The organism is Streptomyces sp. NBC_00457 (assembly GCF_036014015.1).
GTDB lineage: Bacteria > Actinomycetota > Actinomycetes > Streptomycetales > Streptomycetaceae > Streptomyces.
Genome location: NZ_CP107905.1, coordinates 428,537 through 454,766, shown reverse-complemented (window position 1 = coordinate 454,766; position 26,230 = coordinate 428,537). Strand labels below are relative to the sequence as shown.

Here is a 26,230-nt window from a genome sequence, read left to right as displayed (position 1 = left end):
CGAGTTGACGTGGTGAGTGTGACGGCCGGATGGCGCGATGTGCTGGTGACCGGCATGGGGTTCTGCCTGCCCGGACCCCACCGCACGGTCTGCCGGACCGGCGGCGACCTGTGGCGTACGGTGTCCCGCGCGGCCTCCCACCTGGACAACGACGGCCTGTTCTACGGCCGGGTCCACCTGGCCGAGGAGGAGTTCGCGGCGGCGGTCCCCGAACTCGACGAACGCTTCCGGGCCCACTACAACGACGTCCACCGCTACGGCCTCGTCGCCCTGGTCGAGGCCTGTGAGGACGCCGGTCTGAACTGGCGCGGCAACGACCTCGCCGAGGCCGCGGTCCTCACCGGGCGGGCCGGGTTCGACACGGTCCTGGAGACGTACATGGCGGGCGTGACCGCCGAGCCCTCACGGACCGGTCCCGCCGAGGCCCGCGCACTGCTGATGCGCATCCTGCTGTCCGTCACCGCGACCGACGTGGCCTCGGTGCAGGCCGCCCTGCTGCGCAGCGGCGGCCCCAGCTACTCCCTGTCCTGCGGCTGCGCCTCCACCAACGCGCTGCTCGGCGTCGCCGCCCAGCAGATCGCCTCCGGCGAGGTGGACCTCGCCGTGGTCACCGGCGTCGACGCGTACAGCCTCGACTACATCGACCACTTCGAGGAACTGGGCCGGGCTTCCGAGGGGACCGGCCGCACCTCCTCCTACTCGGCCCCGACCACCCGGCTGCGCTACGACCGGCCGATGCGCCCCTACGACGAACGCGCCGAGGGCTTCAACCTCGGCGAGGGCGCGGCCACCCTGATCCTCGAAAGCCGCGAGCACGCCGAACGCCGCGACCGCCGGCCCTACGGGCGGATCCTCGGCCAGGCCGTCCGGCGTGCCGCCACCGGCAGCGCACTCACCCCCGACGAGGACGGCGCCGCCCTCGTCCGCGCGGTGCGCAGCGCCCTGCGCGCCACGGACAGCCACGAGCGGATCGACCCCGCCGCCGTCCCCGTCGTCAACGGCGGCGCCGAGGGCGACCCGCTCTTCCACCTCATGGAGTTCAGCGCCCTGCGCGCCCTCTACGGCCCGGACCCCGCCGACGGACCGCTGCTGACCAACCACGAGGCGTGCTTCGGGCACAACGGCGCACCGCTCGGCGTCATCGGCGCCGCCGCCACCCTGCTGATGATGCGCAACGGACAGGTCTGCCCCACCGCGAACTGCGAGAAGGTCGTCCCCGAGGCCCCCTGCACGGTCGTCACCGGCGAGGCCCGGCCGCTCTCCTTCGACCTGGCCCTGAGCTTCAACTACCAGATGGGCGCCGCCGGCGCGCTGCTGCTCGCGGCGCCGGAACCCTGCGCCGCGGAGTACGGACACCCGGCGGGTGACGATGAGCACTGAGCCGCTGACCCTGACCGGCATCGGTGCCGTCCTGCCCGGCCCCGACGGACGGCCCTGCACCGACGTCCCGGCCTTGTGGGACATCATCCGCACCGGCGCCACCTGCCTGACCCCCTTCGCCCTCGACGACCTCCCGCTGCGCATCGCGGGCCAGGTCACCGGCTGGGATCCGGTGACGGCACTCGGCGTGCCCCAGCGGGTCGGCGACCGGATGGCCCGCGTCACCGCGCTGGCCACCGGCGCCGTCAAGAACGCGCTCGCCGACGCCGGGCTGACGGCCCAGGACATCGACGACGGCCGTACCGTCCTCGTCGTCGCCTCCCTGCAGTTCGCCTTCCAGGAGGCACGCCGCTACTTCACGCTGTACGAGCGGGGCGGCCCGGACGCGCTCGGCATGGAGTACTGGCTCACCGGCACCCCCGGAAGCGTCACCAGCGGCATCTGCTCCGTCCTCGGCATCGGCCCGCAGACCCTGACCGTCTCCGGCGCCTGCAACTGCTCCCTGCGGGCCCTGGAAGTGGTCGCCGCCCTGCTCCGCGACGGCACCGTGGACCGGGCGATCGTCGTCGGAGCGGACGCCACCCTCGACCCGGTCTGCGTCTCCAGCACCACGCACGAGAGCCGCAGCCGCGGCTTCCGCATCTCCACCTGGTCACCGGACCCGCGGTCCGTACGTCCGCACGACGAGGAGCAGGACGGCAACGCCCCCGGCGAGGGCGCCCTGGCCGTCGTACTGGAATCCGGTCGTACGGCCGGGATCCCGCTGCGCCTCGCGTTCCGCTCCTCGCGCAGCAACGGCACCAACCCGATGATCTCCGGACCACCCGACAACTTCGCCCGGGACGGACACGCCCTGCTCACCGCCGCCGGCATCGGCATGGACCGGCTGGCCTTCGTCAACAGCTTCGCCGACGGCTCACGCCACGTGGAGAACCTCTTCTGCGAGGCCCTCGACGGCCTGCGCAAAGCGATGGACTACGACGGCCCGCTGCTGCTGACCAACCAGGAGGCCGCCTTCGGGCACGTCTTCGGCTTCGTCGGGCTGATGAAGTTCGTCGCCTCGGCCCTCATGTTCCACCACGGCACCGTCGCCCCCGTGACCGGCTGCCGCACTCCCTACGCACGGCTCGACGCGACCCCGGTCCAGCGCGACCGCGCCCCGCTGACCGGGCGGCACGCCCTCGTGATGGTGGCGGGCGGCGGGGGAGACGCCACGTCCCTGCTGATCGAGCACCTGGAGGAACGATGACCAAGGACCCGCTGCCGATCCACGGTTCCACCGCGCTCGTCCTGGGCCCACGCGGGACGGCGTACGACGTCCTCCGCGAGGCCTTCGAAAGCGTCGGCGTGAAGCTGGTGCCCCAACAGGCAACGTTCGCCCCGTCGCGACGCCCGGCACGCTCCCCCAGCCTTCGGCCGGGGGTGCCCCCACTCGCCGCACCGGCCGGAAGCCCAAGTACATCCGGTCCATCGACGGGGCCTTCCGGCCGGCACGCCGAGAGCACGCACCGGACGCCGCTCCTTGACGGGCAAACGTTGCCTGCCGGGGCACTGGTCGACGACACCGGTGGGCAGGACGTGGCGGTCCCCGACATCTGCTGCGCCCTGCTCACCGGCACCGCCGTCCTCGACAGCGCCACCCCGTCCGCGCCCCTGCCGCGCAGGACCCTCTCACGGATCGCCGCGGCCATGGCGGACCGTGGATCGGGCCGGATGATCCTCGTCCTGGACGGGGCGGGCGGACTGCACACCGGCGTCCCGGCCGACGAGGCGGCGGCGCGGGCAGCCGACCTGGCCTGGTGGCGGCAGCTCGCGGCCCGCCTGTCCTGCCGCGGCGTCCTCGCCAACCAGATCCGCGTCGGTGTCGCTCCCTGCCTCTCGCACCGGCCCGGCGCGCACCGCACCGCCGCAGTCCTGCGCCACCTGCCCCTGCGCCGCGTCGCCCAGCCCGCGGACCTGGCCGCCGCCGTCCTGCATCTGGCGTCGGATGGCTGCACCTACACGGTGGCCGAGACGATCCCGGTCGACGGCGGCATGGGACTGACGATGGTTCCGCCCCTGCGCCCGTCCCGCGCACGCACCGACAGCACGGAACCCTTCGATCAATCCCGGGGCGGAGCCGACCTGTTCGACCTGCGCGGACGGCACTGCCTGGTCGTCGGCGGGAGCAGCGGCATCGGACGGGAGGCGGCGCTGGAGCTGGCGCGGCGGGGGGCCGACGTCACGGTCGTGGCGCGGCGCGAGCGCGAAATCCTCGCCGTGGCTCACGAAATCAGCGCCCTGGGCCGTCGTGCCGAGGCCGTGCGCCAGGACGTGCAACAACTCGACGCGCTCGAGCCGCTGGTGGAGCGGCTGTGGTCCGCGGCGCGGATCGATGCCCTGGTGTACGCGACCGGACTGTGCGAACCGGAGGCCCCGGAGGACCAACCCGCCCTGCGGGAACGCACGTTGGACGTCAACTACCGGGGATACGTCACCCTCGCCGACGCGCTGGTACGACGCTGGGCACATGACCGGCGCGGCGGCGCCGTCGTCGCGATCGGCTCCGCCGGGGCGGGCTTCGTGCCCGGGCTGGAGAGCTACGCCGCGAGCAAGGCCGCCCTGATCCAGCACACCCGGAGCCTCGCCGTCTCCGGAGGACGCCACCGGATCCGGGCCAACTGCGTGCAGCCCGGCCTGATCTCCACCCCGATGGCCGACGCGTCGGCGCACGAAGGGTTCCAGGACGCATGGCTCGCCAGGATCCCCCAGGGCAGGGCGGGTCTGCCGGGCGATGTGGCGCCGCTCGTGGCCTATCTGGCGTCGGACGCGTCCGCGTACGTGACGGGTGCCGTCCTGCATGTCGACGGCGGCCTCGCCCTGGGCGGACTGCCACCGCTGGCCGGGAACGGGGGCCTGGCATGAGCACCGTCGGGTTCTCCGGAGTGGCGGTGGTGACCGGCGCCTCGTCGGGCATCGGAGCGGCCGTAGCCCGGGCGCTGGCCGATGCCGGGGCTCACGTCGTCCTGGTCGCACGGCGCATCGAGCCGCTGTCCCGGGTGGCCGAGGAGGTGCACTCGCGCGGCGGACGGGCGAGTGTCCTCGCCGCCGACCTGGCCGCCGAGGGCGAGCCGGAGCGGGTGGTCGCGCAGACCGTGGAACTGTTCGGTACCCCCACGGCGCTGGTGCACTGCGCCGGCGTGGTGCGGCTCGCACAGGTCCACGAACTCCCGCCCAGACACTGGGAGTTGATGATCCGCCTCAACCTCACCGTGCCGTATCTGCTGTGCCACGCGGCCCTGCCGTACATGCGCAAGAACGGCGGAGGCACGATCGTGCACATCGGCTCCTCCATCACCCGCGAGACGCTCAGCCACACCGCGGGCTACGCCGTCAGCAAGCAGGGCCTCAACGTGCTCAGCGAGCTGGTGGCGCTGGAGAACCGGGACCACGGCGTGCGAGCCGTGGCGATCTGCCCCGGCTGGGTGCGTACGGAGCTGTCGGCCGATCCCGACGAACTGGGCGTCGGCGCAGAGGAGTTGCTCACCCCCGAGGACGTGGCGGAGACCGTGCTGTGGGCGGTGACCCGGCCGCCACGGGTGAGCGTGGGCCCGGTGCTCCACGTGAGTCCTACGACCAGCCGGGCCGGCACCCGTGCGTCGATCACCCGGCTGACCGGTGACCGGGAGGGGTGAGACATGTCCGCTCTCCAAGGCGGCGCCCGTCTTCCGGACCTCACGACGACTCCACTCAAAGGACTGCGGGTCGTCGAGCTGGTACCACCGGGCGACGCATCTCTCTGCGGGGTGCTGCTCGCCGGCCTCGGCGCCGAGATCGTACGCGTCGACCGGTCCGCGGACGCCGAGGCGGTGCTCGAACTCGCCGTCGGCGCCGACGTCGTGGTGGAGTCATCGGCCGACGCCCGGGGGCCCGGCCCCGAACGGTGCCTGGCCCGCAATCCGCGGCTCGTCTACGGACGTACGATCATGGCAGGCGGCGCCGACGATCCGGCAGCCGCGCTGCACCTGGCGGTGGCCGTGCTGGCGGCACTGGCACAGGCGGCGCGCACCGGGGAGGGCGGGATCGTCGACGACACCCTCGTGGGCTGCCCGTTCTACGCCGTCTATCGCACCGCCGACGGTCACCGGATGGCAGTCCGCGCCCTGGAACCGGACGGCTACCGGGAGCTCGTCCGGCTGCTGGGCGTCTGGGAGATGGTGCCCGATCACCGGGACCCCTCGGTCTGGGCGGAGCTGAGACGCCTCTTTGCCGGCGTCTTTCGCACGCGGACGAGACGGGAATGGTGTGAGGTGTTCGACGGCACCGATGGCTGCGTCAGCCCCGTCCCGCCCGTCGAATGACGACGGTCCGGGGCTCACCCGCACGCGTTCACGCGGACAACGCCGACTGGTCGAGGAAAAGTTCCCTGCGGTTGCGGATTCCGACCTTGTGCAGAATATTGCTCACATGGTTTTTGACGGTCTGTCCGGCCAGGGTCAGCTCGCGCGCGATCTCGTCATTCGTATAGCGGCGCAGCAGGAGTGCGAGAATCTGTTCCTCCCGCTCGGTCAGTGGCGTGAGCGGAGAAATGCGGCGGCGGTCCGACTCCTGTCGCCTGCCCGTGTCGCCGAGGAGCCAGACGCGCCGGCCGCAGGCGGTCTGCCGGATCGCGTCGACCAGCTCGGTGACGGAGGCGCTCTTGTGGACGAAGCTGTCCGCGCCGGAGGTCAGGGCAGCCGCGACCTGGTCGGGAGAGCTGCTGCCGGAGAAGACCATGACGCGCGGCCGCAGCGGTAGTGACCTCGCGCGTCGGCACAGCGCCGCACCCTCGTGGGCGGCGCCGAGCTCCAGCTCTGTCACGACGATGCTGGGACGCTGACTCAGCAGCGCGGCGTAGGCCTGCTCCGCGGTCGCCGCTGAACAGACGACGGGCATGCGGAGATGGGATTCGACCAGTGTGCTGAGTGCCAGACGCATGGAAGGGTGGCTGTCAACGATCATCACGCCCATGCTGGAATTCCCCTTAGGTGATGCGCGGTTATGGGGATCGTATCTCCGGGCTCGTCGATGACTGACGGCCATCGAGCTTTCTCGGCTATGTGCGGACCATGACGCGAGGTCGCTGAATCACGAACCATTTTTCTGTTGCCGGTTGATTACGGTGCAGGCTGCACGCTTGTTTTGGGAGGGCTCGAAGTCGGCGCCAAATCACGAGGATTATTCGGTCTGTGAGCTGACTCACGGTAAGTGCTGTTCAAGGATGCGCGACCCGTTTCCGTGAAGGGTTTTCTGTCGGGAATCACCCTCAATGTCGGGAGCCGTGCGCGGCCCGTTGCGGCGGGCTCTCACCGCCGGATTGTCCGGTTCCCGGCTATGACTTCGGCAAGTGCTCCGGAACGGACCACCCGGTACGCTGAAGGGCCGAAGTCGAGCGGATCTGCGGAGGCGTGGGACATGGCGGACACCGTCGCCGATCTGCGCTCGGACACGCACCCCGACTGGCGGACGTACGCCCCGCTGGAGCTGCCGCCGATCCTCGCGCACGCCCTCGACTCCTTCGTGGAGCGGGGCTATCACGCCACCACCGTCCGAGAGTTGGCCCGCCGCGTGGGCGTCACCGTGCCCGCCCTGTACTACCACTACGCCAACAAGCAGGCGATCCTCGTCGAGTTGCTCTTCGGCTCACTCGACTCCGTGCTGGGGCGCTGCCGCACCTCCCTGACGGAGGCGGGCGACGACCCGGTCGACCGCTTCTCGGCGCTGGTCGAGTGCGTCGTGCTCTACATGACCCACCGGGCCCCGCTCGCCTTCCTCGACACGGAGATGCGCAGCCTGGAGCCCGACAACCGGGCACGCTACGTCGCTCTGCGGGACGAACTGGAAGGGCTGCTGCGTGAGGCGGTGCGGGACGGGGTGGCGACGGGCGTGTTCACCACGCCGGTGCCGGTGGACGCCGGCCGGGCGGTGCTGGCGATGTGCCAGGCGGTGGCCCAGTGGTACCGGCCCGACGGGCCCCTGACCCCGGACCGGATCGCCGAGCGGTACGTCACGATCGCCCTGGACGCCGTGGGGCACCGACGGTAGCGGGGGCCGCGTCCCGAGCCAGGTCGCGGTCCAACGGCGGGCAAGGCTGAAGGGTTCGAGGACGACAGCGGGTGCGGCGGACTCAGCGGCATCCGGCGACGAGCTCGGCGCCGGCCACCGAAGGCGCGCGGGGCGCGGTCACCGCCGCGAAGCGGACGCGGCTGTAGCGGGCACGGCGCTTGGTGGGCGCACGCTCAGCGGGGTGCCATGCGGATGCCGCCGTCCAGACGGATCGTCTCGCCGTTGAGCATCGGATTGGCGACGATGTGGGCGACCAGATCGGCGTACTCCTCGGGCTTTCCGAGACGGCTGGGGTGCGGCACCTGGGCGCCCAGCGAGTCCTGCGCCTCCTGGGAGAGGCCGGCCAGCAGGGGAGTGGCGAACAGGCCCGGCGCGACCGTGACGACGCGGATCAGATGCTGGGCCAGATCACGGGCGACGGGCAGCGTCATGCCGACGATGCCCCCCTTGGAGGCGGAGTACGCGGCCTGCCCGATCTGCCCGTCGAAGGCGGCCACGGAGGACGTGTTGGCGATGACGCCCCGCTCCTCGCCGACCGGTTCCGCGGTGGCGATCATGCACGCGGCGGCCAGCCGGATGACGTTGAACGTCCCGATCAGATTGACCTCGACGGTGCGGCGGAACTCGGCGTAGGGGAACGGGCCTTGCTGGCCCACCACCCGGAAGACGTCGGTGCCGATGCCCGCGCAGTTGACGACCACGCGGAGCGTGCCGAGGCCGACGGCCGTGTCCAGGGCGGCGGTGATCTGGGCCTCGTCGGTGACGTCGGCCGGGGCGAAGACCGCACGGCCGTCGAGACCGGCGGCAACCGCCTTGCCGTCGGAGGACGGCAGGTCGACGACCACGACCCGGGCGCCGTCGGCCACCAACCGCCGTACCGTGGCCAGACCGAGGCCGGAAGCGCCGCCGGTGACGAGCGCTACATCGGTGCCGGTGAGGTGCATGGTGCCGTTCCCCTTTCCGAGCCGTTTCGCGCGGAGTCGCGGTCGCTTCTCAGAGCCGCTTCTCAGGGCAGTTCGATGATCGTGGCGTTGGCCATGCCGCCGCCCTCGCACATGGTCTGCAGGCCGTAGCGGCCCCCGGTGGCCTCCAGATGGTTCACGAGAGTGGCCAGCAAGCGGATGCCGGACGCGCCCAGCGGATGGCCGAGCGCGATGGCCCCGCCGCGCGGGTTGAGGCGTGCCGGGTCGGCCCCGAACTCCCGCCGCCACATCAGGGGGACGGGCGCGAAGGCCTCATTGACCTCATAGGCGTCGATGTCGTCGAGCGACAGCCGGGCGCGGGCCAGGACCTTCTCCGTGGCCGGCAGGACACCGGTGAGCATCAGCAGGGGATCGCTTCCGACGACGGCGAAGGAGTGGAAGCGGGCGCGCGCCCGCAACCCCAGCCGGTCGGCTCGCTCGGCGCTCATGATGAGCGTGGCCGCCGCCCCGTCGGTCAGCGGCGAGGAATTGCCCGGCGTGACCGACCAGTTGATCTCCGGGAAGCGCCGGGCGAGAGCAGGGTCGGCAAAGGCGGGGCTCAGGCCGGCCAGGCCCTCGACGGTGGTCGACGGACGGACGGTCTCGTCCACCGCGTGGCCGCCGACAGGGACGATCTCGCCGTCGAAACCGCCCGCCGCCGCGGTGGCGGCGGCGCACCGGTGCGAGCGTGTGGCGAACTCGTCCAGTTCCCCGCGGCTCAATTTCCAGCGGGCCGCGACGAGTTCGGCGCTGACCCCCTGCTGGACCAGTCCGTTCGGATACCGCCGGGCAAGGGGAGCATACGGATCCCGGCCCTGGGTGCTGCTGAACATCGGCACCCGGCTCATCGACTCCACACCGCAGGCGATGACGACGTCATAGGCCCCGGCCAGTACGCCCTGCGCGGCGAAGTGCGCCGCCTGCTGGCCGGAGCCGCACTGCCGGTCGACCGTGGTGGCCGGCACGGACTCCGGGAAGCCGGCGGCCAGCAGCGCCGTCCGCCCGATGTTGAGGGCCTGTTCCCCGGACTGCGAGACACAGCCGGTGATCACGTCGTCGACCAGGGCCGGGTCGAGTTCGTTGCGAGCCAGCAGCTCCCGCAGAACGGTGGCGAGCAGCTCCGCGGGATGCAGGCCGGCCAGTGCCCCGCCGGGCTTGCCCTTCCCGGAGGCGGTGCGCACCACATCGACGATGACGGCGTCGGTCATGGAACTCCCTTTCCGCGAGGGCCCCTTGAGGAGCGGTACGCGTTCTTGCGCGCGCTGCCGTCCTGCCCCGTACCTTAGCGAGCGATAAGTAAGGGAGCCAGGGTGAGGGAGAGGGTAGATGACGGATGATCATCAGAGCAGCGTGCTGTCGGAGTTCGCCGACGGCGTCGGAGTCGTCACGATCAACCGGCCTGCGGTCCGTAATGCGGTCGACCTGTACGTCGCCGTGCAACTGGCCCGGGCCATGGATGAGTTGGAGGCACGCGACGACGTTTTAGTGGGCATCCTCACCGGGGCGGGAAACACCTTCTGCGCGGGCATGGACCTCAAGGCGTTCGCTCGGGGCGAGCGCCCCTCGATACCCGGCCGTGGCTTCGCGGGGATCACCGAGCGACCGCCGTCCAAACCGCTCATCGCGGCGGTCGAGGGCTGGGCTCTGGCCGGCGGCTGTGAACTGGCGCTGGCCGCCGATCTGATCGTCGCCGCACGGGGCGCTCAGTTCGGGCTGCCGGAGGTGAAACGAGGCCTCGTCGCGGCTGCCGGCGGACTGCTGCGGCTGCCCCGGGTTCTGCCGTACCAACTCGCGATGGAACTCGCGCTCACCGGTGACCCGATCTCCGCCGAGACCGCCCACAGCCACGGCATGGTCACGATGCTGACCGAGCCGGGCGGAGCCCTCGCCGGCGCCCGTGAACTGGCAGCCCGCATCACGGCCAACGGACCACTCGCGGTCCGCGCGGCCAAGCACATGCTGTCGGCGTCCACCGGCTACACCGACGCCCGCGCCTACACCGAGCAGCAGGAAATCGCCGCCCCCGTTCTCGCCTCCACCGACGCCCAGGAGGGCGCCCGGGCCTTCGCCGAGAAGCGTGCGCCGCTGTGGCGGGGGAAGTAGCCGATCGGCCGACCCATTCCGCGGCACTGCCTCATGCCACTCGCGGTTCGGGGGTGCCCTTCGCTGAGCCACTTCAAGCGGACGCGGTGAGAGTTGTCCGCGTCAGCGGCCCTCCAACCCTCGTCGACCAGGGCCGGATGGCCGCTTGTCGCCCGGAGTGGCCCTCGGACGTCGTGAAGTAGGCGGCGGTCTCCGGGTCCGCCGGGTAGTACGACGGCATCACCAGGCGTGCCGGCGGCGCACAGCCGGCCGGGTCGGCGCCCTGATGAACGCCCGCGGGCAGATGCAGCTGATCGCGCTCAACATCGGGCTCGCGGCCGGCATCGTCAGCCAGGAACTCTTCGCCGCGCTGGTCCTCGTGGCCCTGGTCACCACGGCCATGACGGTTCCGGCACTGAGCTGGCTGGATCGCCGGGACGCCAGGACACGGCCCCGTGAGGCGGCACCCCAGGAGGAGAAGGCGGCGGTGAGATGGAGCTGAGCGGGGCCCAGGCGCTGGTGGGCCAGTTGGAGCGGGACGGTGTCCGTCATGTCTTCGGCGCGCCGGGCGTCCAGCTCGACCACGTCCTGGACGCCCTGGCCCGCGCCCGGGCCGCCGGTGGGCCGATCGAGTACATCGCCGCCGGCACGAGCAGGGCGCGGCCCACGCGGCGGAGGCATACGCACGGACCACCGGGCCCCGGCGTCTGCCTGGTCGTCCCCGGCCCCGGCGTGCTCAACGCCCTGACCGCCGTGGCCACCGGGTACGCGTGCTCGTCGCCGATGCTGTGCGTGGCGGCGGACATCCCTTCCGGGCTGGTCGGCCGGGGACCGGGCATGCTGTACGAACTGCCCTACCAGGACGGCCTCTTGGCCTCGGCCACCAAATGGTCGGCGCGGGCCGAAGCCCCTGTTGGCTGCTCAGCGGCCGGCAGGCTGGAATCCGCGCAGGCGGAGGCTGTTGCCGACCACGAAGACCGAGGAGAAGGCCATGGCGGCGCCCGCGATCATCGGGTTGAGCAGGCCGGCCGCGGCGAGCGGCAGGGCGGCGACGTTGTAGGCGAAGGCCCAGAAGAGGTTGGACCTGATGGTGCCCAGCGTCTTGCGGGAGAGGCGGATGGCGTCCGCCGCGACCCTCAAGTCGCCTCGCACCAGCGTGAGGTCGCCCGCCTCGATCGCGGCGTCCGTACCCGTACCCATCGCAAGACCCAGGTCGGCCTGGGCCAGTGCGGCGGCGTCGTTGACGCCGTCGCCGACCATCGCGACCGAACGGCCTTGGCTCTGCAGCCGCTTGACGGCGTCCACCTTGTCCTGCGGCATGACCTCGGCGATCACGTGCTCAGGCGCGATGCCCACCTCCGCGGCGACCGATTCGGCGACCGCCTTGTTGTCACCGGTCAGCAGCATCGGCGTCAGGCCGAGGGCGCGCAGCCGCCGGATGGCCTCCGGGCTGGTCTCCTTGATGGCGTCGGCGACCTCCAGGACCGCGCGGGCTTCGCCGTCCCAGGCGACCGCGATGGCGGTACGTCCGGCCGCTTCGGCCCCGGTCTTGGCGCGCTGCAACTCCTCCGGCAGGGAGATGACCCACTCGCCGAGCAGCTTCTCGCGGCCGACGAGGACCGCGTGACCCTCGACGATGCCCTGGACGCCGAGCCCGGCGATGTTCGCGAAGTCCTCCGGCGTGGGGAGCGCGCCGACCCGGGTGGCGGCGCCGGCCGCGACGGCCTGGGCGATGGGGTGCTCGGAGGAGTGTTCCAGGGCGCCCGCGAGGCGCAGGACCTCGTCCTCGTCGGTGCCGTCGGCGGTGTGTACGGCGAGCAGGGTCATCTTGCCGGTGGTGACGGTGCCGGTCTTGTCCAGGACGATGGTGTCGACCTTGCGCGTCGTCTCCAGGACTTCCGGGCCCTTGATGAGGATGCCGAGCTGGGCGCCGCGCCCCGTGCCGACCATCAGCGCGGTCGGCGTCGCCAGGCCCAGGGCGCACGGGCAGGCGATGATCAGGACGGCGACCGCTGCCGTGAAGGCGGCGGTCAAGCCAGCGCCGTTGCCGAGCCAGAAGCCCAGGGTGCCGAGCGCGAGGGCGATCACGACCGGGACGAAGACCGCGGAGATCCTGTCGGCGAGCCGCTGGGCGGAGGCCTTGCCGTTCTGCGCGTCCTCCACGAGCTTGGCCATGCGGGCGAGCTGCGTGTCAGCGCCGACCCTGGTGGCTTCGACGACCAGGCGGCCGCCGGCGTTCAGCGTGGCCCCGGTGACGGCGTCCCCGGCGCCGACCTCGACCGGCACCGACTCTCCGGTGAGCATCGAGGCGTCCACGGCGGACGAGCCCTCGACGACCACACCGTCGGTGGCGATCTTCTCCCCGGGCCGTACGAGGAACCGGTCGCCGACCTTCAAATCACCGACGGGAATGAACTCTTCGCGCCCGTCGCGCAGGACGGTGACTTCCTTGGCGCCCAGCTCCAGCAGGGCCTTGAGCGCCGCGCCCGCCTTCCGCTTGGAGCGGGCCTCGAAGTAGCGCCCGGCCAGGATGAACGCCGTGACACCGGCGGCGGCCTCCAGGTAGATGTTCCCGGCGCCGTCGGTGCGGGCGATGGTCAACTCGAAGGGATGCGTCATGCCGGGCGTCCCGGCCGTACCGAAGAACAGCGCCCACAGAGACCACAGGAACGCCGCCGAGGTGCCGACGGAGATCAGCGTGTCCATGGTGGCGGCGCCGTGCTTGGCGTTGGTCCAGGCCGCCTTGTGGAAGGGCCAGGCGGCATACGTCACCACGGGCGCTGCCAGCGTGAGCGAAAGCCACTGCCAGTACTCGAACTGCAACGCCGGGATCATGGCCATCGCGATCACGGGCACAGCGAGGACCACGGCGGCCGTCAACCGCTGGCGCAACGGCCGCAGTTCGTCGCCCTCGTCCTGCGCGGGGCCGCCGCCGGCTTCCGGCTCGGTGCGTACGGGCTCGGGCTCGCGGGCGCTGTAGCCGGTGGCCTCGACCGTCGCAATCAGGTCCGCCACGGCTATGTCCTCGCGGAAGGTGACCTTGGCCTTCTCCGTGGCGTAGTTGACGGTGGCCTCGACGCCGTCCATGCGGTTGAGCTTCTTCTCGATCCGGGCGGCGCACGAGGCGCAGGTCATGCCGCCGATGGCGAGTTCGACCTCGGCGCCGGGCGTGGTGGTGGTCATGTCTGCTCCTCGCAGCTCACGGACTCGATGGGGGAGAGGCGGGGCCGGTCGGGCAAGGCGGCCCCGCCGATGCAGGGGGTCAGGCGGGCACGCGGCCGGCGAAGTCGTAGCCGGCCTCGTCGACGGTCTTGGCGATCAGCACGTCGAGCTCCTCGTCGGGCGCGGTGGCGGTGGTCACGGTGACCAGGCCGGTGCCGATCTCGACGTCGACCTTGGTGATCTCGTCCAGACCGCCCACCGCCTTGGCGACGACGCCCTGGCAGTGGGCACTGCCGACGCCATCGACCTTGTAGGTGGTCTTGATCTCCGCGCTGGTGTGGCAGCTTCCGTCAGAGGTGCAGCAACTGTTCGGCATGGGATTCTCCGCAGCTAGTGGTTTATACCCCCAGGGGGTACCGGCAACGGCTTCATGTATACCCCCCATCCGTATTCATCGCAAGGCTGATCGCCACTGGACTTCATACCCCCTGGGGGTATGTTGAAGTGCATCGGCCGCACCCACGAGCGGCCCGGAGATGAGGAGTGGGTCATGAACACAGGACTGCGGATCACCGTGTTCGCCGCCGCGCTCGCCGCGACCTTCGGCACCGCCTACGGTGTGGGCGGCACGGTCGACGCGATCTCACCCGAACCGAAGGGCGGTGCTCACGGCGGTCCCGACGGTCACGTGACCGCAGGGCACGAGGAGGCGAGTGGCGGCCATGAGGCGGTAGCGCCTGGAGGCCTCGAGATCTCACAAGGCGGCTACACACTCGACCTGAAGACCCCGCGCATCGAGGCCGGCAAGAAGGCCGAGCTGCGCTTCGCCGTCGTACAGGACAGCACCGGCCGCAAGGTCACCGCCTACCAGCGCGAACACGGCAAGGAGCTGCACCTCATCCTCGCCTCGCGAGATCTGAGCGTCTATCGCCATCTGCACCCCTCCCGCGCCGCGGACGGCACCTGGTCCACCCCGGTGGACCTGCCCGAGGCCGGCAGCTACCGTGTCTTCGCCGACTTCAAGCCCAAGGGCGGCGAGGCGCTCACCCTCGGCGCGGACCTCGCGGCGTCCGGCACGTACCAGCCCACTGAGCTGCCCGAGCGCAACACGACCGCCAGGACCGATGGCTACGAGGTGAAGCTCGACGGCGACCTGACCCCCGGCAAGGCCGGCGAACTGACGCTGACGGTGAACAAGGACGGCAAGCCGGTCCGGGACCTCCAGCCCTACCTGGGCGCCTACGGCCACCTGGTCGCCCTGCGCTCCGGTGACCTCGCCTACCTACACGTCCACCCCAACGGCGAACCCGGCGACGGCAAGACCCAGCCCGGCCCCGAGGTCTCCTTCACGGCTACGGCGCCCAGCGGCGGCGCGTACCGCCTGTTCCTGGACTTCCAGCACGAGGGCAAGGTGCGCACGGCAGCCTTTACGGTGCGTGCGGCGGGGCACGCGCACTGAGGCGCGTGCACACTCGCCGTAGCAACCGGCCAATCGCCTGGCGAGTTAACCCGACGTTTCCGGGTTGGTGGTCGATCAACGCTCCCCGGCAGCTAGGATCACGGCATGGTTACGGCTCGGTCGCCTTGGCGCACAGTAAGAACCCGCTCCGGTGCGGGTCCGCTGCTGCGCGTGCTGGCCATCGCCGTGCTCCTGTTCGGTGTCCTCGTGACACACGGCGTGCACGTCGAGAGCGTCCGGGGACATCTCTCCACCAGTGCAACGGCCCCTGCGGCAGCGCCGTTTGATGGCATTCACGCTGCCGTCGATCCTGCCCCCCAGTTCGCCGCGGGAGCCGACGACCACCATGGTGGTCACGAGTCCTCGCGCCCTGGTGAGCAGTGCGCATCCGGGCAGCCTCAGCAGGGTCCTGTCCTCGTAACGCCCTGCTTTGCAGCGTCGGTTCGCGAATCAACCAGTGCCGACGACACCTCGGCCGTGCGTGGGCCTGCCGCTCGTGAGCCAATGGGCGGGGCATCACCGGCGGCGCTGAGAGCAGCATCCGTGGTGCAGCAGGTCTAGAAGTACGCAGAGTCCGCCAACTGGCCTGCCGGTTGTCACCGGTTCGGCTGATCACGCACGACGAGCTCCGGATTCCATGCCCATGATGGGCCGATCTCGCTCGTCGATGCCGTCCTGCCCCCCACCCATGTCTGCGCCTCCCTCCGCCCTCAGCGGAGAGGTGGCAGCCGCGCGGAGAACCTGTGCCGACACTTTCCCGAACGCTCGCGCCGTGGGCGCGATACGGCTCATCGCGGTGGCGCCGACTCGTCTCTGCCATCCGCGGCACCCTCGTGGTGGCGCTCATGCTGTGCGCCGCCATGCACGGTGTGCTGGAGAAGACGCACGGGCCGGTGTCCCTTCCTGCAGCTACTTCAGCGATGGCTGTCGGTGGGGAGTCTCACGGGCACCACGCCCCCCACGGCGACGAGGACTGCGCGACGGACCTGATCATCCGTACAGCGGCCCAGTCGACGGAGGATCTTTCCCTCGCCGCGCTGACCGTGGTCGTACTCGTCGCCGTGACCATGGCGTTGGCGAGACCCCTCGTACGGCATGACTCTCGCAGACGTCGCCGCGTACGCACCGGCCGCGAGGCGCTCGTGCGTACGTCGCGGTGGCGGATCTAGACCACTCGTTCGCAGCCGACCGACTTCGGCTGCCGCGCACCCGTGGCCTGAGCGCGGACCCACGGTCCGTCCTGTCGCCCTGGGGCGCGAGATGAACCCGCACCGTGCCTTCATCGAGCGAGAGTGAACACACAGACATGGCTTCATTGATCAAGACCGCGGCCGCCTCCGGCCAGTCGGCCCTGTCCGGGCTGGTGGGCAACACCCCGCTGCTGCGGGTGTCGGAGCCGCTGACACCAGCTGGGCGCGGCTTCTGGGCGAAGCTTGAGGGCTTCAATCCCGGCGGTATCAAGGACCGCCCGGGGCTGCACATGGTGGAGCGGGCGCGTGCCCGTGGCGACCTGCGGCCCGGCGGACGGATCATCGAGTCCACCAGCGGCACCCTGGGTCTTGGGCTGGCGCTGGCCGGGATGGTGTACGGCCACCCGGTCACCCTGGTCACCGACCCGGGACTGGAGTTGTCCATGACCCGGCTGCTGAGCGCGTACGGCGCCCAGGTCAACGTCGTCTCCGAGCCCCATCCCACGGGCGGCTGGCAGCAGGCCCGCCGCGACCGCGTACAGCGATTGCTGGAGCAGCACCCGGACTCCTGGTGCCCGGACCAGTACAACAACCCCGACAACGTCGCCGCCTACACCCCGCTGGCTCTCGAACTCGCCTCCGAAATGGGCCACATCGACGTGCTGGTGTGCAGCGTGGGTACCGGCGGTCACTCGGCCGGCATCTCACGGGTCCTGCGCCAGCTCTACCCGGAGCTGACCGTTGTCGGCGTGGACGCCCCCGGTTCGACGATCTTCGGCCAGCCCGCCCGGCCGCGGCTGATGCGCGGACTCGGCTCCAGCATCTACCCCCGCAACGTCGCCTACGAGAACTTCTCCGAGGTGCACTGGGTCTCCCCGGCCGAGGCGGTGTGGACCTGCCGCCAACTGGCCGCCTCCCACTACGCCACCGGCGGTTGGAGCGTCGGCGCGGTTGCGCTGGTGGCCGGCTGGCTGGCCCGGACGATGCCCGCGGACGCACGGATCGTCGCGATCTTCCCCGATGGCCCGCAGCGTTACCTGGGAACCGTCTACGACGACGACTACTGCGCCGCCCACCGTCTGCTGGACTTGCCACCGGCGCCCGAACCGGAGTTGATCGGCCGCCTGGACGAGAAAGAGGTCACCCGCTGGACCCGGTGCACCACCGTGGTCGACCCCCTCACCCTGCGCAGCGCGGAGCAGGACCGGTGAAGGGGCTGCTCACCCAGGTTCGGTCGTACGAACGCAGCGTCCAGCTGTTGATGGTCAACCAGTTCACCATCAACCTCGGCTTCTACATGCTGATGCCCTACCTGGCTGCCCACCTGTCCGGGACGCTCGGGCTGGCCGGCTGGATCGTCGGACTCGTCCTGGGCGTACGGAACTTCAGCCAGCAGGGCATGTTCCTGGTCGGCGGCACGCTCGCCGACCGGCTCGGCTACAAGCCGATGATCGTCGCCGGGTGTGTGCTGCGCACCCTCGGCTTCGCGACGCTCGGACTGGTCGATTCCCTGCCCGCCCTGCTCGCCGCCTCCGCGGCCACCGGGCTGGCCGGGGCGCTGTTCAACCCGGCCGTACGGGCGTACCTCGCGGCCGACGCGGGGGAGCGCAGGGTCGAGGCGTTCGCGCTGTTCAACGTGTTCTACCAGGCCGGCATCCTGCTGGGTCCGCTGGTCGGCATGGTGCTGACCGGGGTGGACTTCCGCATCACCTGCCTGGTGGCGGCCGGGATCTTCGCGCTGCTCAGCGTCGTACAGATCCGCGCGCTGCCCGCCCGGCGGTCCGAGAACACCAAGCGGCAGGACAGCGACGGCGGTCAGGGTGTGTTCGCCCAGTGGCGCGGCATCCTCGCCAACCGGCCCTTCCTGCTCTTCTCCGTCGCCATGATCGGCTCGTACGTCCTGTCCTTCCAGGTCTATCTGGCGCTGCCGCTGGAGGTGCGCCGGCTCGGCGGCGACGGGGAGTTCGGCACGGCGGCGGTGGCGGTGCTCTTCGCCGTCTCGGGGCTGAGCACGATCCTCGGCCAGACCCGGGTGACGGCGTGGTGCAAGGCGCGGTACGAGCCTGGGCAGGCGCTCGTGCTAGGGCTGGCGGTGATGGGGCTGGCCTTCGTTCCCCTGCTGGTGGCCACTGCCGTGCCCGTACCGGAGTCGGGGATCGGCCTGTGGCTGCTCGCGGCGGTGCCGCCGACGCTCGCCGCCCTGCTGCTGGCCGTCGGCACGATGATCGCCTACCCCTTCGAGATGGACACCATCGTCCGTCTCTCCGGTGACCGCCTCGTCGCCACCCACTACGGGCTGTACAACACGATCTGCGGCATCGGCATCACGGTCGGAAACCTGGGCACGGGTGCCGCACTCGACGCCGCCCGCGCGGCCGGGATGCCCGCCCTGCCGTGGATCACGCTGTGCGTGCTGGGCCTGGCGTGCGCGGCCGCCCTGTACGGCCTGCACCGTACCGGCCGACTGACGGCGCCAGCCGCCGCCGAGCCGCTGTCCGCCACCGCCTGACCCAACGGCTCTCCGGCGCAGGGGCGGGGCACCGCACGGTGCTCCGCCCCTGTCGGGCTCAACTCGACGCGGATGGGCGGCTATGCGCCCCGAGGTCCGTAGTGATCGAGGTACATGTCGACGCCGCTGGTGATGAGACGGTCCGTCAGGTCCTCGTCGATATGCGTGCCGTAGGAGCTGAAGACCATGTGGGGGAAGACCAGGAGCCCGTAGAACTGGACGATCGCCACCTGTAGGTCGGGGATCTCCAGCCGGCCTTGCTCGGTGAGGGCGCGCAGGGCGCCTGCGACGGCGGGGTGGTGGCTTTCCGTGCCGCGGTGTCTCCAGGCCTCGCCCAGCTCGGGGAAGCGGTGGAGTTCGGCGGCGACGAGGTTGCGAAGAGCCGTGACCTCGTGGTTGGTGCGGACGGCGTGGACCCAGGTGCGGGCCGCTTCGACGAGGGCGGCCCGCAGGTCCTCGGCTTCGGCCAGGCCTTCCAGTGCGGCCGACGACTCCCCGGCGAGCGGCTCGTCGAGCGCGCTGGTGATGACGGCCGTGAACAGGGCTTCCTTGCTGCCGAAGTGGTTGTAGACGGTCACCTTCGACACGCCTGCCTCGGCGGCGATGGTGTCCATACCGACGCCGAAGCCCTCCCGTAGGAACAGCTCGCGGGCGGCCCGCACGATGGCCTGCCGCTTGAGCTCCGCGCGGGGTCCGCTGGGGGGCTGCTTGACGCTGTCCACGCTCATGGGCTCGACCCTAGCACCCACCTGAACTGTACGGTTGAGTTCATATGAACTGAACAGTATGGTTCAGTTAGTCGCGCGGTCGAGCGAGACCGTGCACGAGAAAGGGGACCTCGTGCCTTCCGTGACGCATCGGGAAACCGCCCTACCGCAGACGGCCGACCCGCCGGTCCGACGCTGGCTCACCCTCGCCGTCGTGAGCGTGAGCCTGCTGGTCGTCGGCCTCGACACCACCGTGCTGAACGTCGCCCTGCCGACCCTCGTCGGTGAACTCGGCGCCTCCACTAGCCAGTTGCAGTGGATCGTCGACAGCTATGCGCTGATGTCCGGCAGCCTGGTGCTGTTCTGCGGCAGCCTGGCGGACCGGCTCGGCCGTAAGTGGATCTTCATGACCGGCCTGGCGCTGTTCACGGCAGCGTCCGTGGTCGCCGCATACGCCGGAACCGTCACCACATTGGTTCTCGCCCGTGGAGCCATGGGAGTCGGCGAGGCCTTGATCATGCCCGCCACGCTCGCCGTCATCGGGAACGTCTTCCCGCGCGGCGCCGAACGCACCAAGGCGATCGGCATCTGGTCGGCGGCCGTCGGCGTCGGGACGGTGATCGGGCCGATGGCCGGCGGCTGGCTGCTGAGCCACTACTGGTGGGGCGCGGTGTTCCTGATCAACCTCCCCATAGGCATCGCGGGCCTGATCGCCGCAGCCCTGCTCGTGCCCAACTCCCGTGCGCCCGAGAGCGGGCGACTGGATCCCGCCGGGGCGCTGCTGTCCGTGGTGGCCGTGGCAAGCGTGCTCTGGGCGGTCATCGAAGGGCCCGACCGCGGCTGGACGAGTTCTGCCGTGCCGGCCGCTTTCGCGGCGGGTGCCCTCCTGCTGGTCGCCTTCCTCGCATGGCAGCGCCGGGCCGCGTCCCCGATGCTGCCGTCCAGGATCTTCCGGCACCGGCCGCTCGCCACGGGCGACCTGCTGGTGCTGCTGGGTGCGTTCGCGCTGATCGGCACGCTGTTCGTGGCCGTGCAGCACTTCCAGTTGGTGCTCGGGTACAGCCCCGGGCAGACAGGGCTCCGGCTCGGCCCGGCCGCGCTCGCGCTGCTGGTTGCCGGACCACTGGCGGGCGTTCTCACGCCACGCATGGGGATGCGCGCGGTGTCAGCCGTGGGGCTCGCCCTGCTGTCCGCCTCTTCAGTGGTGCTCGCCACCACCGAGGCGACGGACGGCTACGGCCGGGCTCTGGTGGCGATGCTGCTGCTGGGCGCGGGCGCCGGATTCGTCATCACCGCGACCAGCGACGCCATCGTCGGCTCGCTGCCCGAAAACGACCTCGGCGTGGGCTCGGCCACCAACAGCGCCGCCATCCAACTCGGTGCGGCGAGCGGAGTCGCCGTCATGGGCAGCCTGCTCTCCGACCGTTACCGCAGCGGACTCGACGACCTGTCCGCCCCTGTTCCCGAGGGCTTCCTCGACTCCGCGAAGGAGTCCCTGGGCACCGCGCTCGCCCTCGCCGAGCAACTGCCGGGCGGGGCCGGAAACGCCTTCGCCGAGGCCGCCCGCCGCGCGTTCGTCGACGGCATGGGACCGGCGATGTTCGCCGGTGCCGGTGTCACTGCGGCGGGCGTGCTCCTCGCCCTCTTCCTCGCCCCGGCCCGCGGCGCGGACCCGACCGGAACAACACACCCGAAGGACCCGTCATGACCCACTCCGCAGCCGGTGCCCCGCACATGGCCGAACACGACCACCACCCGCCCACCGACCCGCACCGCTGGGCAGCCCTCGCGCTGATCTGCGTCGCCCAGTTCATGCTGATCCTCGACGTCACCGTCGTGAACGTCGCCCTGCCCGACATGGCGTCCGACCTGGACCTCGGCCGGGAGACCCTGACCTGGGTGGTCACCGCCTACACCCTCTGCTTCGGCGGGCTGATGCTGCTCGGCGGCCGACTCGCCGACGCCCTCGGCGCCCGTCGCACCCTGCTCGCCGGACTCGTGCTCTTCACGGCCGCCTCACTGGTCACCGGTCTCGCCGAGAACGCCCCGACGCTGCTCGGCGGCCGGATCGGCCAGGGCGTCGGCGCCGCCCTGCTGTCCCCGGCCGCGCTCTCCATCGTCACCACCACTTTCCACGGCACCGAACGCAACAAGGCGCTCGGTGTCTGGGCGGCGATCGGCGGCACCGGCTCGGCGGCCGGCGTACTCCTCGGCGGAGCCCTGACCGACGGACCCGGCTGGCAATGGGTGTTCTACATCAACGTGCCCGTCGGGCTGCTCCTGCTGCTCGCCCTGCCCGCCTTCGTCCCTGCCCGCGCTCCGCAGCCCGCACGACTCGACATCCCCGGCGCGCTGCTCGTCACCGCGGGCACCGCAGCCCTGATCTACGGCTTGGTCAAGGCGGGGGACGCCGGATGGGCGGACGCTTCGACCCTGCTGCCGCTGGCCGGTGCGGTACTCGCCTATGCGGCCTTCGCGCTGGTCGAGCGGGCCAGCCGGGCTCCGCTGATGGATCTTCGGATGTTCACCCGCCGACCGGTGCTCGCCGGTGCCTTCCTGATGCTGATCGCCACCGCCCTGCTGATCGCGTTCTTCTTCCTCGGGTCGGTGTATCTCCAGCACGTTCGCGGCTTCAGCCCGCTGCGGACCGGGCTGGTGTTCCTGCCCGTCGCCGTGGCCACCGGCATCGGCGCCCACCTCGGGTCCCGGCTCGTGGGCCGGATCGGCAGCCGCCCGACCGCTGTCGCGGGCATGCTCGTCGCCACCGCCGGAACCATTCCCCTGACCCAGTTGTCGGAGACCGGCAGCCTGTACGCCGGACTCCTGCCCGGCTTCGTGATCGCCTCGCTCGGCATCGGCGCGGTGTTCGTCACCGCCACGACGACCGCGCTGGCGATGGTCGAGCATCGGGAGGCGGGGCTCGCCTCCGGAGTCGTCAACACCTTCCACGAGGTCGGTGGCTCGATCGGCGTCGCCGTCGTTTCGACCGTCGCGGCAACCGGCTTCGAGCGAGGCGCGGTGGGTGGCTTCGCCGACGCGTTCACGGTGTGTGCGGTGGCTGCCGCCGTCAGCGCCGTCGTGGCCCTGGGCCTCGTACCGCGTGGCAAACCGCAGTCGACCGGCGGCCCGCATGTGCACTGACCCGGGCAACAAGGCCGACAGTTCCTCCGGTGCCGGGAGCCGCAGCGGTCGTAGTCTGATGCAGCCCCCGGCCACCGGCGCCCCGACTCAAGGGGCGTGGCCGTCCTCCGCATGGCCGCCTTCTTCCTCACCTGCGCCGGTTCCGGTGTTTTCGGCGTTGGGTGAGGCCTCGGGCGCCGTCGTTCCGGCCTGCACGCCGTGTCGGCGGCCTGAATTCGTAGGACTGCCAGCTGCGCCATACCTACGCCCTACAAGGGGGAGCAGAGCAGCCCTTGTCGTGGTGACCGGACCAGCTCAGCGAACCGTGCCGGCAGCGCCGCCGCACGCGCAGGGCTTTCGCGCCGGGGCGGCTCCGGGATCCGTGAGGCGGGAGGCCGCGGCCTGGAGAAGCGCCGCGGCCGTGAGCCTGACGACAGGGTGACCGACGGCCCGGCGCAGCAGCTCGGCCCGCCGGTTCACTGGCTCTCGCCGCCGGCGAGCTCGTAGCCTGCCTCGTCGACCGCAGCGGCGACGGCGCCGGAATCCAGCTGCCGTTCGCTGGTCACCGTGACCTGGCCCGACGGCAGATCCACCTGGACGTCCTCGACTCCGGGGAGGCCGCTGAGTTCGGAGCTGACGGCCTGGACGCAGTGGTCGCACGTCATGCCTTTGACGTCGTACACCTTCTGAACCATGTTCTTGCTCCTTCCGAAGAGGAGTGCCCACAATACCCCTAGGGGGTAAGCTCTCCTCGGGGTGGGAGTGGTCCTGGTGGTATTCCCACCACGAATGTCCTTAGTGGTGGGGCGCTTCGCCATAAGCCGTATGACGTCGAGAACGGAGGTCGGGCGGGATGGACGCATGGCAGCCGATGCTGGTCCTTCTCGGTGTGGTCGGGGCCGGGCTGGCGCTCCTCTACGGATTGGGCCTGTGGCTGGCGGCAGCGCGGACTCCCCTGGAGACGGGCCCCTTCTCCGGAGGTCTCAAGCCGGGTGAGCATGCCGTTTCCCGGTTCCATGTGCGCTGGTACGCGGTCACCATGATCTTCCTGGCCTTCGACATGGAGATGCTCTTCATGTACCCGTGGGTGAAGGTCGTCTCCGAAGTGGGCACCACGGCCGTTGTCGAGATGTTCCTCTTCCTGGGGATCCTCTTCGCTGCGGTGGCCTACGCCTGGCGCGAGGGAGCCCTGCGGTGGACCTGAGAAATCTCCTGCGGCGTACGGCGATGCAGCGTCCGGCGGTCCTGGCGGTCGCGCTGCCCGGAGCGACGGACATCCGGCTGGCGGTGGAGGCAGAGGTACGCCGGCGGGGGTGGCCGGTGGCGGGCGCCCCCGCCGCCGCCGACCTGATGGTCGTCTGTGGCGTCCCGGAGCCGCGGGAGGCGGAGTGGCTGGACGACATCGAGCGGTCGATGCCGGACCCGGCCGTGCGCATCGTGGTCGAGGAGACCGGGCACGCCGTGCACGCGCTCGAGATGGCGCGGAGGGATCTGACCGAGAGGGCGGTTACTCCGCGCGAGGCCGAAGTGGACGACCAGCAGGGGGCCGCGGCGGGTGAGCCTGGCGGTCGTGCGCAAGGGGAGCATCAAGGGCACGGTGACGATCAGGGCCACGGGGCCCACCACGGCAGCTCGCCGCCTCCAGCACCCGACGATCAAGGTCATCCGCACCGGTCCATGGGCCACGGCCATGGCGGCCCTGCGGCTCACCCCGGCCATGAGGGCCACGAGAACCACCACCCCGACGACCACGCCGCGCACCTGGATCACACGGAGCACGAAGGCCATTTCGCCCACATCGATCACATGGGCCACGACATGCATGCCATGGGCGATGTGGCAGGCCTGCCCATGGCCGAACGGGCCGACGACCGTGACGAGCTGAGACTCGATCAGCTGCACGTACCGATCGGCCCCGGCCTGACCGACTGGCCGACAGGGCTCGTTCTCCGACTCACTCTGCAAGGAGACGTCGTACAGGACGTAGAGGTCGACCACCTCCCCGTACCGCGCGGCCATCGACTGCCCTTCTGGGACGAGCCATGGCTGCGGGCGGCGCAGGGGGAGGAAGTCACCAGCGGAAGTGCGGCGCGTCGGCGCTGTGCCGCGCATTTGGACAGTGTGGCGCGGCTCCTCGCTGTCGTCGGCTGGGACGACGTCGCCGCGCGGTGCCGTCGGCTGCGGGACGAGCTGCTGTCGGGGGCGCCGCGCGAAGGGATCGGCGGCGACCTGCGCGGGGTACTGCGCAGAGTGCGGCGGTCACGCACCCTGCGCTGGTCGATCGCCGGGCTGGGGGAGTTGTCGTCCGCCAGAGCGGGCGAGGCAGGAGTGACCGGGCCGGCCCTCACTGCGGACGGGGACGCATACGACCGACTGCGGATCTGGCTGGACGAGGTCGAGCGCGGCCTCGAAGTACTCGACGCCGAACAGCCGTTGACGCCGGACGATCTCACCGGCCCGCGCGGACGCCTGGACGGAGCGCAGCCGCCGTCGCAGGCGCTGCTCGACATCCTTCCGGAGTTGCTGACCGGCGCGGAGTTCGCCTGCGCACGGATCATCGTGGCCAGCCTTGATCCCGACCTCGATGAACTCGCGCTCGCGCCCGTGTCAGGGGCGGCCCATGTCTGATGCCGCGCCCCTCTGGGCGACCGTCATCCTCCCTGTCGCCCTGGCGGTGGCCGCCGTGGTCACGGCCGGGTTCGACGCGGTCCTGTCCGGGGCGGCCGAGCGCGGGCCCGCCGGAAGCGTCCGGGAGGCGGGGCTGCGAGCGATGGCCCCGTTACGCGAAGCCCTGCGGCTGCTCGTCCAGCAGCCGCGCCGTACGACGGCCGCCGACCGGCTCCTCGGACGGCTGGGCATGGTGCTGGTCCCGGTGGCGGCGGTGCTCGCGGGTGCCGTACTGCCGTGGGGCTTCCGTTCCGTGAGCGATCCGTCCGTCGGCATCGTGTGGTTCAACGCGATGGAGGCACTGGCCTGGGCGGCGGTCTGGCTGGCGGGCTGGGGGCCGAACTCGGCGCTGTCGCTGATCGGTGGGTACCGGTTCCTGGCGCAGGGTCTGGCGTACGAACTTCCGCACATGTTCGCGATCACCACCGCCGCCCTGGGAGCCGAGTCGCTCCGGGTCGGGGACCTGGTCGCGGCCCAGGGCGGGCTGTGGTTCGTGGTGTGGATGCCGGCCGCGTTCGTCGTCTACCTGCTGAGCGCGCTCGCGATGGCCTTCTGGGGGCCGTTCGCGTACCCGCTCGCACAGGACGCGGCAGGGGGCGCCGCCGTCGAACTGGCGGGCGTGGACCGGCTGGTGTTCCTGGGCGGCCGGTGGATGCTGCTCGTGGTGACCGCCGGCTTCAGCGTGCCGCTGTTCCTCGGCGGCGGGCACGGCCCGCTGCTGCCGGGCTGGGCGTGGACGCTGCTGAAGACGGCGGCGGTGCTGGCGCTGTTGGTGGCAGGGCGTCGGCTGCTGCCCGTGCTGCGGATGGAGCGGTACATGGAGCTGGCGTGGATGGTGCTGGTGCCGCTGACGCTGCTTCAGGCGCTGGTCGTGGCCGTCGTCGTCCTGAACCGATGAGGAGGTGAGG

Annotated in this window: 24 protein-coding genes and 1 pseudogene; 18 read left to right on the top strand and 7 right to left on the bottom strand. The window is 71.2% G+C overall.

The window, feature by feature from the left end; genetic code table 11:
- Window positions 1-9: 9 nt before the first annotated feature.
- From OG828_RS02170 to OG828_RS02150, 5 genes are read left to right on the top strand one after another with little or no spacing between them, the layout of a single operon-like run.
- Window positions 10-1,380, top strand: a complete 1,371-nt coding sequence (locus tag OG828_RS02170) for a beta-ketoacyl synthase N-terminal-like domain-containing protein (RefSeq protein WP_328499907.1) — start codon at window positions 10-12, stop codon at window positions 1,378-1,380.
- Window positions 1,370-2,629: a beta-ketoacyl synthase N-terminal-like domain-containing protein gene (locus OG828_RS02165; RefSeq protein ID WP_328499906.1), complete on the top strand. Its 1,260-nt coding sequence runs from the start codon at window positions 1,370-1,372 to the stop codon at window positions 2,627-2,629. The genes OG828_RS02170 and OG828_RS02165 overlap by 11 nt, the downstream gene beginning before the upstream one ends.
- On the top strand, window positions 2,626-4,284 hold the full coding sequence (locus tag OG828_RS02160; RefSeq protein WP_328499905.1) for an SDR family oxidoreductase: 1,659 nt from the start codon (window positions 2,626-2,628) through the stop codon (window positions 4,282-4,284). The genes OG828_RS02165 and OG828_RS02160 overlap by 4 nt, the downstream gene beginning before the upstream one ends.
- Entirely contained in the window at window positions 4,281-5,054 is a 774-nt protein-coding gene (locus tag OG828_RS02155) for an SDR family oxidoreductase (protein WP_328499904.1), read from the top strand. Before OG828_RS02160 ends, OG828_RS02155 begins: the two co-directional genes overlap by 4 nt.
- A gap of 3 nt (window positions 5,055-5,057) precedes the next feature.
- Window positions 5,058-5,720, top strand: coding sequence for a CoA transferase (locus OG828_RS02150; protein WP_328499903.1), 663 nt, complete (start codon window positions 5,058-5,060; stop codon window positions 5,718-5,720).
- 28 nt (window positions 5,721-5,748) lie between these two features.
- On the opposite strand, the gene OG828_RS02145 is transcribed toward OG828_RS02150, so the two are convergent.
- Entirely contained in the window at window positions 5,749-6,369 is a 621-nt protein-coding gene (locus OG828_RS02145) for a response regulator transcription factor (RefSeq protein WP_328349533.1), read from the bottom strand.
- A 444-nt stretch (window positions 6,370-6,813) separates the two neighbouring features.
- On the opposite strand from OG828_RS02145, the gene OG828_RS02140 reads away from it, so the two are divergent.
- Window positions 6,814-7,443, top strand: coding sequence for a TetR/AcrR family transcriptional regulator (locus OG828_RS02140; protein ID WP_328499902.1), 630 nt, complete (start codon window positions 6,814-6,816; stop codon window positions 7,441-7,443).
- A gap of 194 nt (window positions 7,444-7,637) precedes the next feature.
- Here OG828_RS02140 and OG828_RS02135 read toward each other — a convergent pair whose 3' ends face one another.
- On the bottom strand, window positions 7,638-8,408 hold the full coding sequence (locus OG828_RS02135; protein ID WP_328499901.1) for a 3-hydroxyacyl-CoA dehydrogenase: 771 nt from the start codon (window positions 8,406-8,408) through the stop codon (window positions 7,638-7,640).
- 62 nt (window positions 8,409-8,470) lie between these two features.
- Window positions 8,471-9,634 (bottom strand): thiolase family protein, encoded by a 1,164-nt coding sequence (locus OG828_RS02130; protein WP_328499900.1) that lies wholly within the window; start codon window positions 9,632-9,634, stop codon window positions 8,471-8,473.
- A gap of 118 nt (window positions 9,635-9,752) precedes the next feature.
- Here OG828_RS02130 and OG828_RS02125 point away from each other — a divergent pair, with 118 nt between their 5' ends.
- The 3 genes and pseudogenes from OG828_RS02125 to OG828_RS49430 form a co-directional block, all read left to right on the top strand.
- The gene (locus OG828_RS02125; RefSeq protein ID WP_328499899.1) at window positions 9,753-10,529 is read left to right on the top strand and encodes a crotonase/enoyl-CoA hydratase family protein; all 777 of its coding nucleotides are present in this window, start codon (window positions 9,753-9,755) and stop codon (window positions 10,527-10,529) included.
- A gap of 265 nt (window positions 10,530-10,794) precedes the next feature.
- On the top strand, window positions 10,795-11,010 hold the full coding sequence (locus OG828_RS02120; protein ID WP_443062363.1) for a hypothetical protein: 216 nt from the start codon (window positions 10,795-10,797) through the stop codon (window positions 11,008-11,010).
- A pseudogene (locus OG828_RS49430) lies at window positions 11,001-11,279 on the top strand (thiamine pyrophosphate-binding protein); the annotation flags it as partial. The gene OG828_RS02120 and the pseudogene OG828_RS49430, both read left to right, overlap by 10 nt.
- 150 nt (window positions 11,280-11,429) lie before the next feature.
- Here OG828_RS49430 and OG828_RS02110 read toward each other — a convergent pair.
- Together OG828_RS02110 and OG828_RS02105 are read right to left on the bottom strand one after the other, a co-directional pair.
- The gene (locus OG828_RS02110; RefSeq protein WP_328499897.1) at window positions 11,430-13,691 is read right to left on the bottom strand and encodes a heavy metal translocating P-type ATPase; all 2,262 of its coding nucleotides are present in this window, start codon (window positions 13,689-13,691) and stop codon (window positions 11,430-11,432) included.
- A 79-nt stretch (window positions 13,692-13,770) separates the two neighbouring features.
- On the bottom strand, window positions 13,771-14,046 hold the full coding sequence (locus tag OG828_RS02105; protein WP_328499896.1) for a heavy-metal-associated domain-containing protein: 276 nt from the start codon (window positions 14,044-14,046) through the stop codon (window positions 13,771-13,773).
- A 174-nt stretch (window positions 14,047-14,220) separates the two neighbouring features.
- On the opposite strand from OG828_RS02105, the gene OG828_RS02100 reads away from it, so the two are divergent.
- The 4 genes from OG828_RS02100 (at window position 14,221) to OG828_RS02085 (ending at window position 18,828) form a co-directional block, all read left to right on the top strand.
- Entirely contained in the window at window positions 14,221-15,129 is a 909-nt protein-coding gene (locus OG828_RS02100; protein ID WP_328499895.1) for a hypothetical protein, read from the top strand.
- Window positions 15,130-15,872: 743 nt separating this feature from the next.
- Window positions 15,873-16,298 (top strand): hypothetical protein, encoded by a 426-nt coding sequence (locus OG828_RS02095; protein ID WP_328499894.1) that lies wholly within the window; start codon window positions 15,873-15,875, stop codon window positions 16,296-16,298.
- A gap of 137 nt (window positions 16,299-16,435) precedes the next feature.
- Window positions 16,436-17,530, top strand: a complete 1,095-nt coding sequence (locus OG828_RS02090) for a PLP-dependent cysteine synthase family protein (RefSeq protein ID WP_328436345.1) — start codon at window positions 16,436-16,438, stop codon at window positions 17,528-17,530.
- A complete protein-coding gene (locus OG828_RS02085) occupies window positions 17,527-18,828 on the top strand; it encodes an MFS transporter (RefSeq protein WP_328499893.1) in 1,302 nt (433 codons plus the stop codon). Before OG828_RS02090 ends, OG828_RS02085 begins: the two co-directional genes overlap by 4 nt.
- Window positions 18,829-18,908: 80 nt before the next feature.
- Here the strand turns inward: OG828_RS02085 and OG828_RS02080 are convergent, their stop codons facing one another.
- Window positions 18,909-19,556 carry a TetR/AcrR family transcriptional regulator gene (locus OG828_RS02080; protein WP_328349522.1) on the bottom strand — a complete coding sequence of 216 codons (648 nt, stop codon included), beginning with the start codon at window positions 19,554-19,556 and terminating at the stop codon, window positions 18,909-18,911.
- A 121-nt stretch (window positions 19,557-19,677) separates the two neighbouring features.
- Between OG828_RS02080 and OG828_RS02075 the strand changes: the two genes are divergently transcribed.
- The gene (locus OG828_RS02075; RefSeq protein WP_328499892.1) at window positions 19,678-21,243 is read left to right on the top strand and encodes a DHA2 family efflux MFS transporter permease subunit; all 1,566 of its coding nucleotides are present in this window, start codon (window positions 19,678-19,680) and stop codon (window positions 21,241-21,243) included.
- Window positions 21,240-22,676, top strand: coding sequence for an MFS transporter (locus OG828_RS02070; RefSeq protein WP_328499891.1), 1,437 nt, complete (start codon window positions 21,240-21,242; stop codon window positions 22,674-22,676). Before OG828_RS02075 ends, OG828_RS02070 begins: the two co-directional genes overlap by 4 nt.
- Window positions 22,677-23,131: 455 nt before the next feature.
- Here OG828_RS02070 and OG828_RS02065 read toward each other — a convergent pair whose 3' ends face one another.
- The gene (locus tag OG828_RS02065) at window positions 23,132-23,350 is read right to left on the bottom strand and encodes a heavy-metal-associated domain-containing protein (RefSeq protein ID WP_328499890.1); all 219 of its coding nucleotides are present in this window, start codon (window positions 23,348-23,350) and stop codon (window positions 23,132-23,134) included.
- A gap of 158 nt (window positions 23,351-23,508) precedes the next feature.
- Here OG828_RS02065 and OG828_RS02060 point away from each other — a divergent pair, with 158 nt between their 5' ends.
- The 3 genes from OG828_RS02060 to OG828_RS02050 are packed head-to-tail and all read left to right on the top strand — an operon-like array spanning window position 23,509 to window position 26,220.
- Window positions 23,509-23,859, top strand: coding sequence for an NADH-quinone oxidoreductase subunit A (locus OG828_RS02060; RefSeq protein WP_328499889.1), 351 nt, complete (start codon window positions 23,509-23,511; stop codon window positions 23,857-23,859).
- Window positions 23,850-25,283, top strand: coding sequence for a hypothetical protein (locus OG828_RS02055; protein ID WP_328499888.1), 1,434 nt, complete (start codon window positions 23,850-23,852; stop codon window positions 25,281-25,283). The genes OG828_RS02060 and OG828_RS02055 overlap by 10 nt, the downstream gene beginning before the upstream one ends.
- Window positions 25,276-26,220 (top strand): NADH-quinone oxidoreductase subunit H, encoded by a 945-nt coding sequence (locus OG828_RS02050; protein WP_328499887.1) that lies wholly within the window; start codon window positions 25,276-25,278, stop codon window positions 26,218-26,220. Before OG828_RS02055 ends, OG828_RS02050 begins: the two co-directional genes overlap by 8 nt.
- Window positions 26,221-26,230 lie beyond the last annotated feature (10 nt).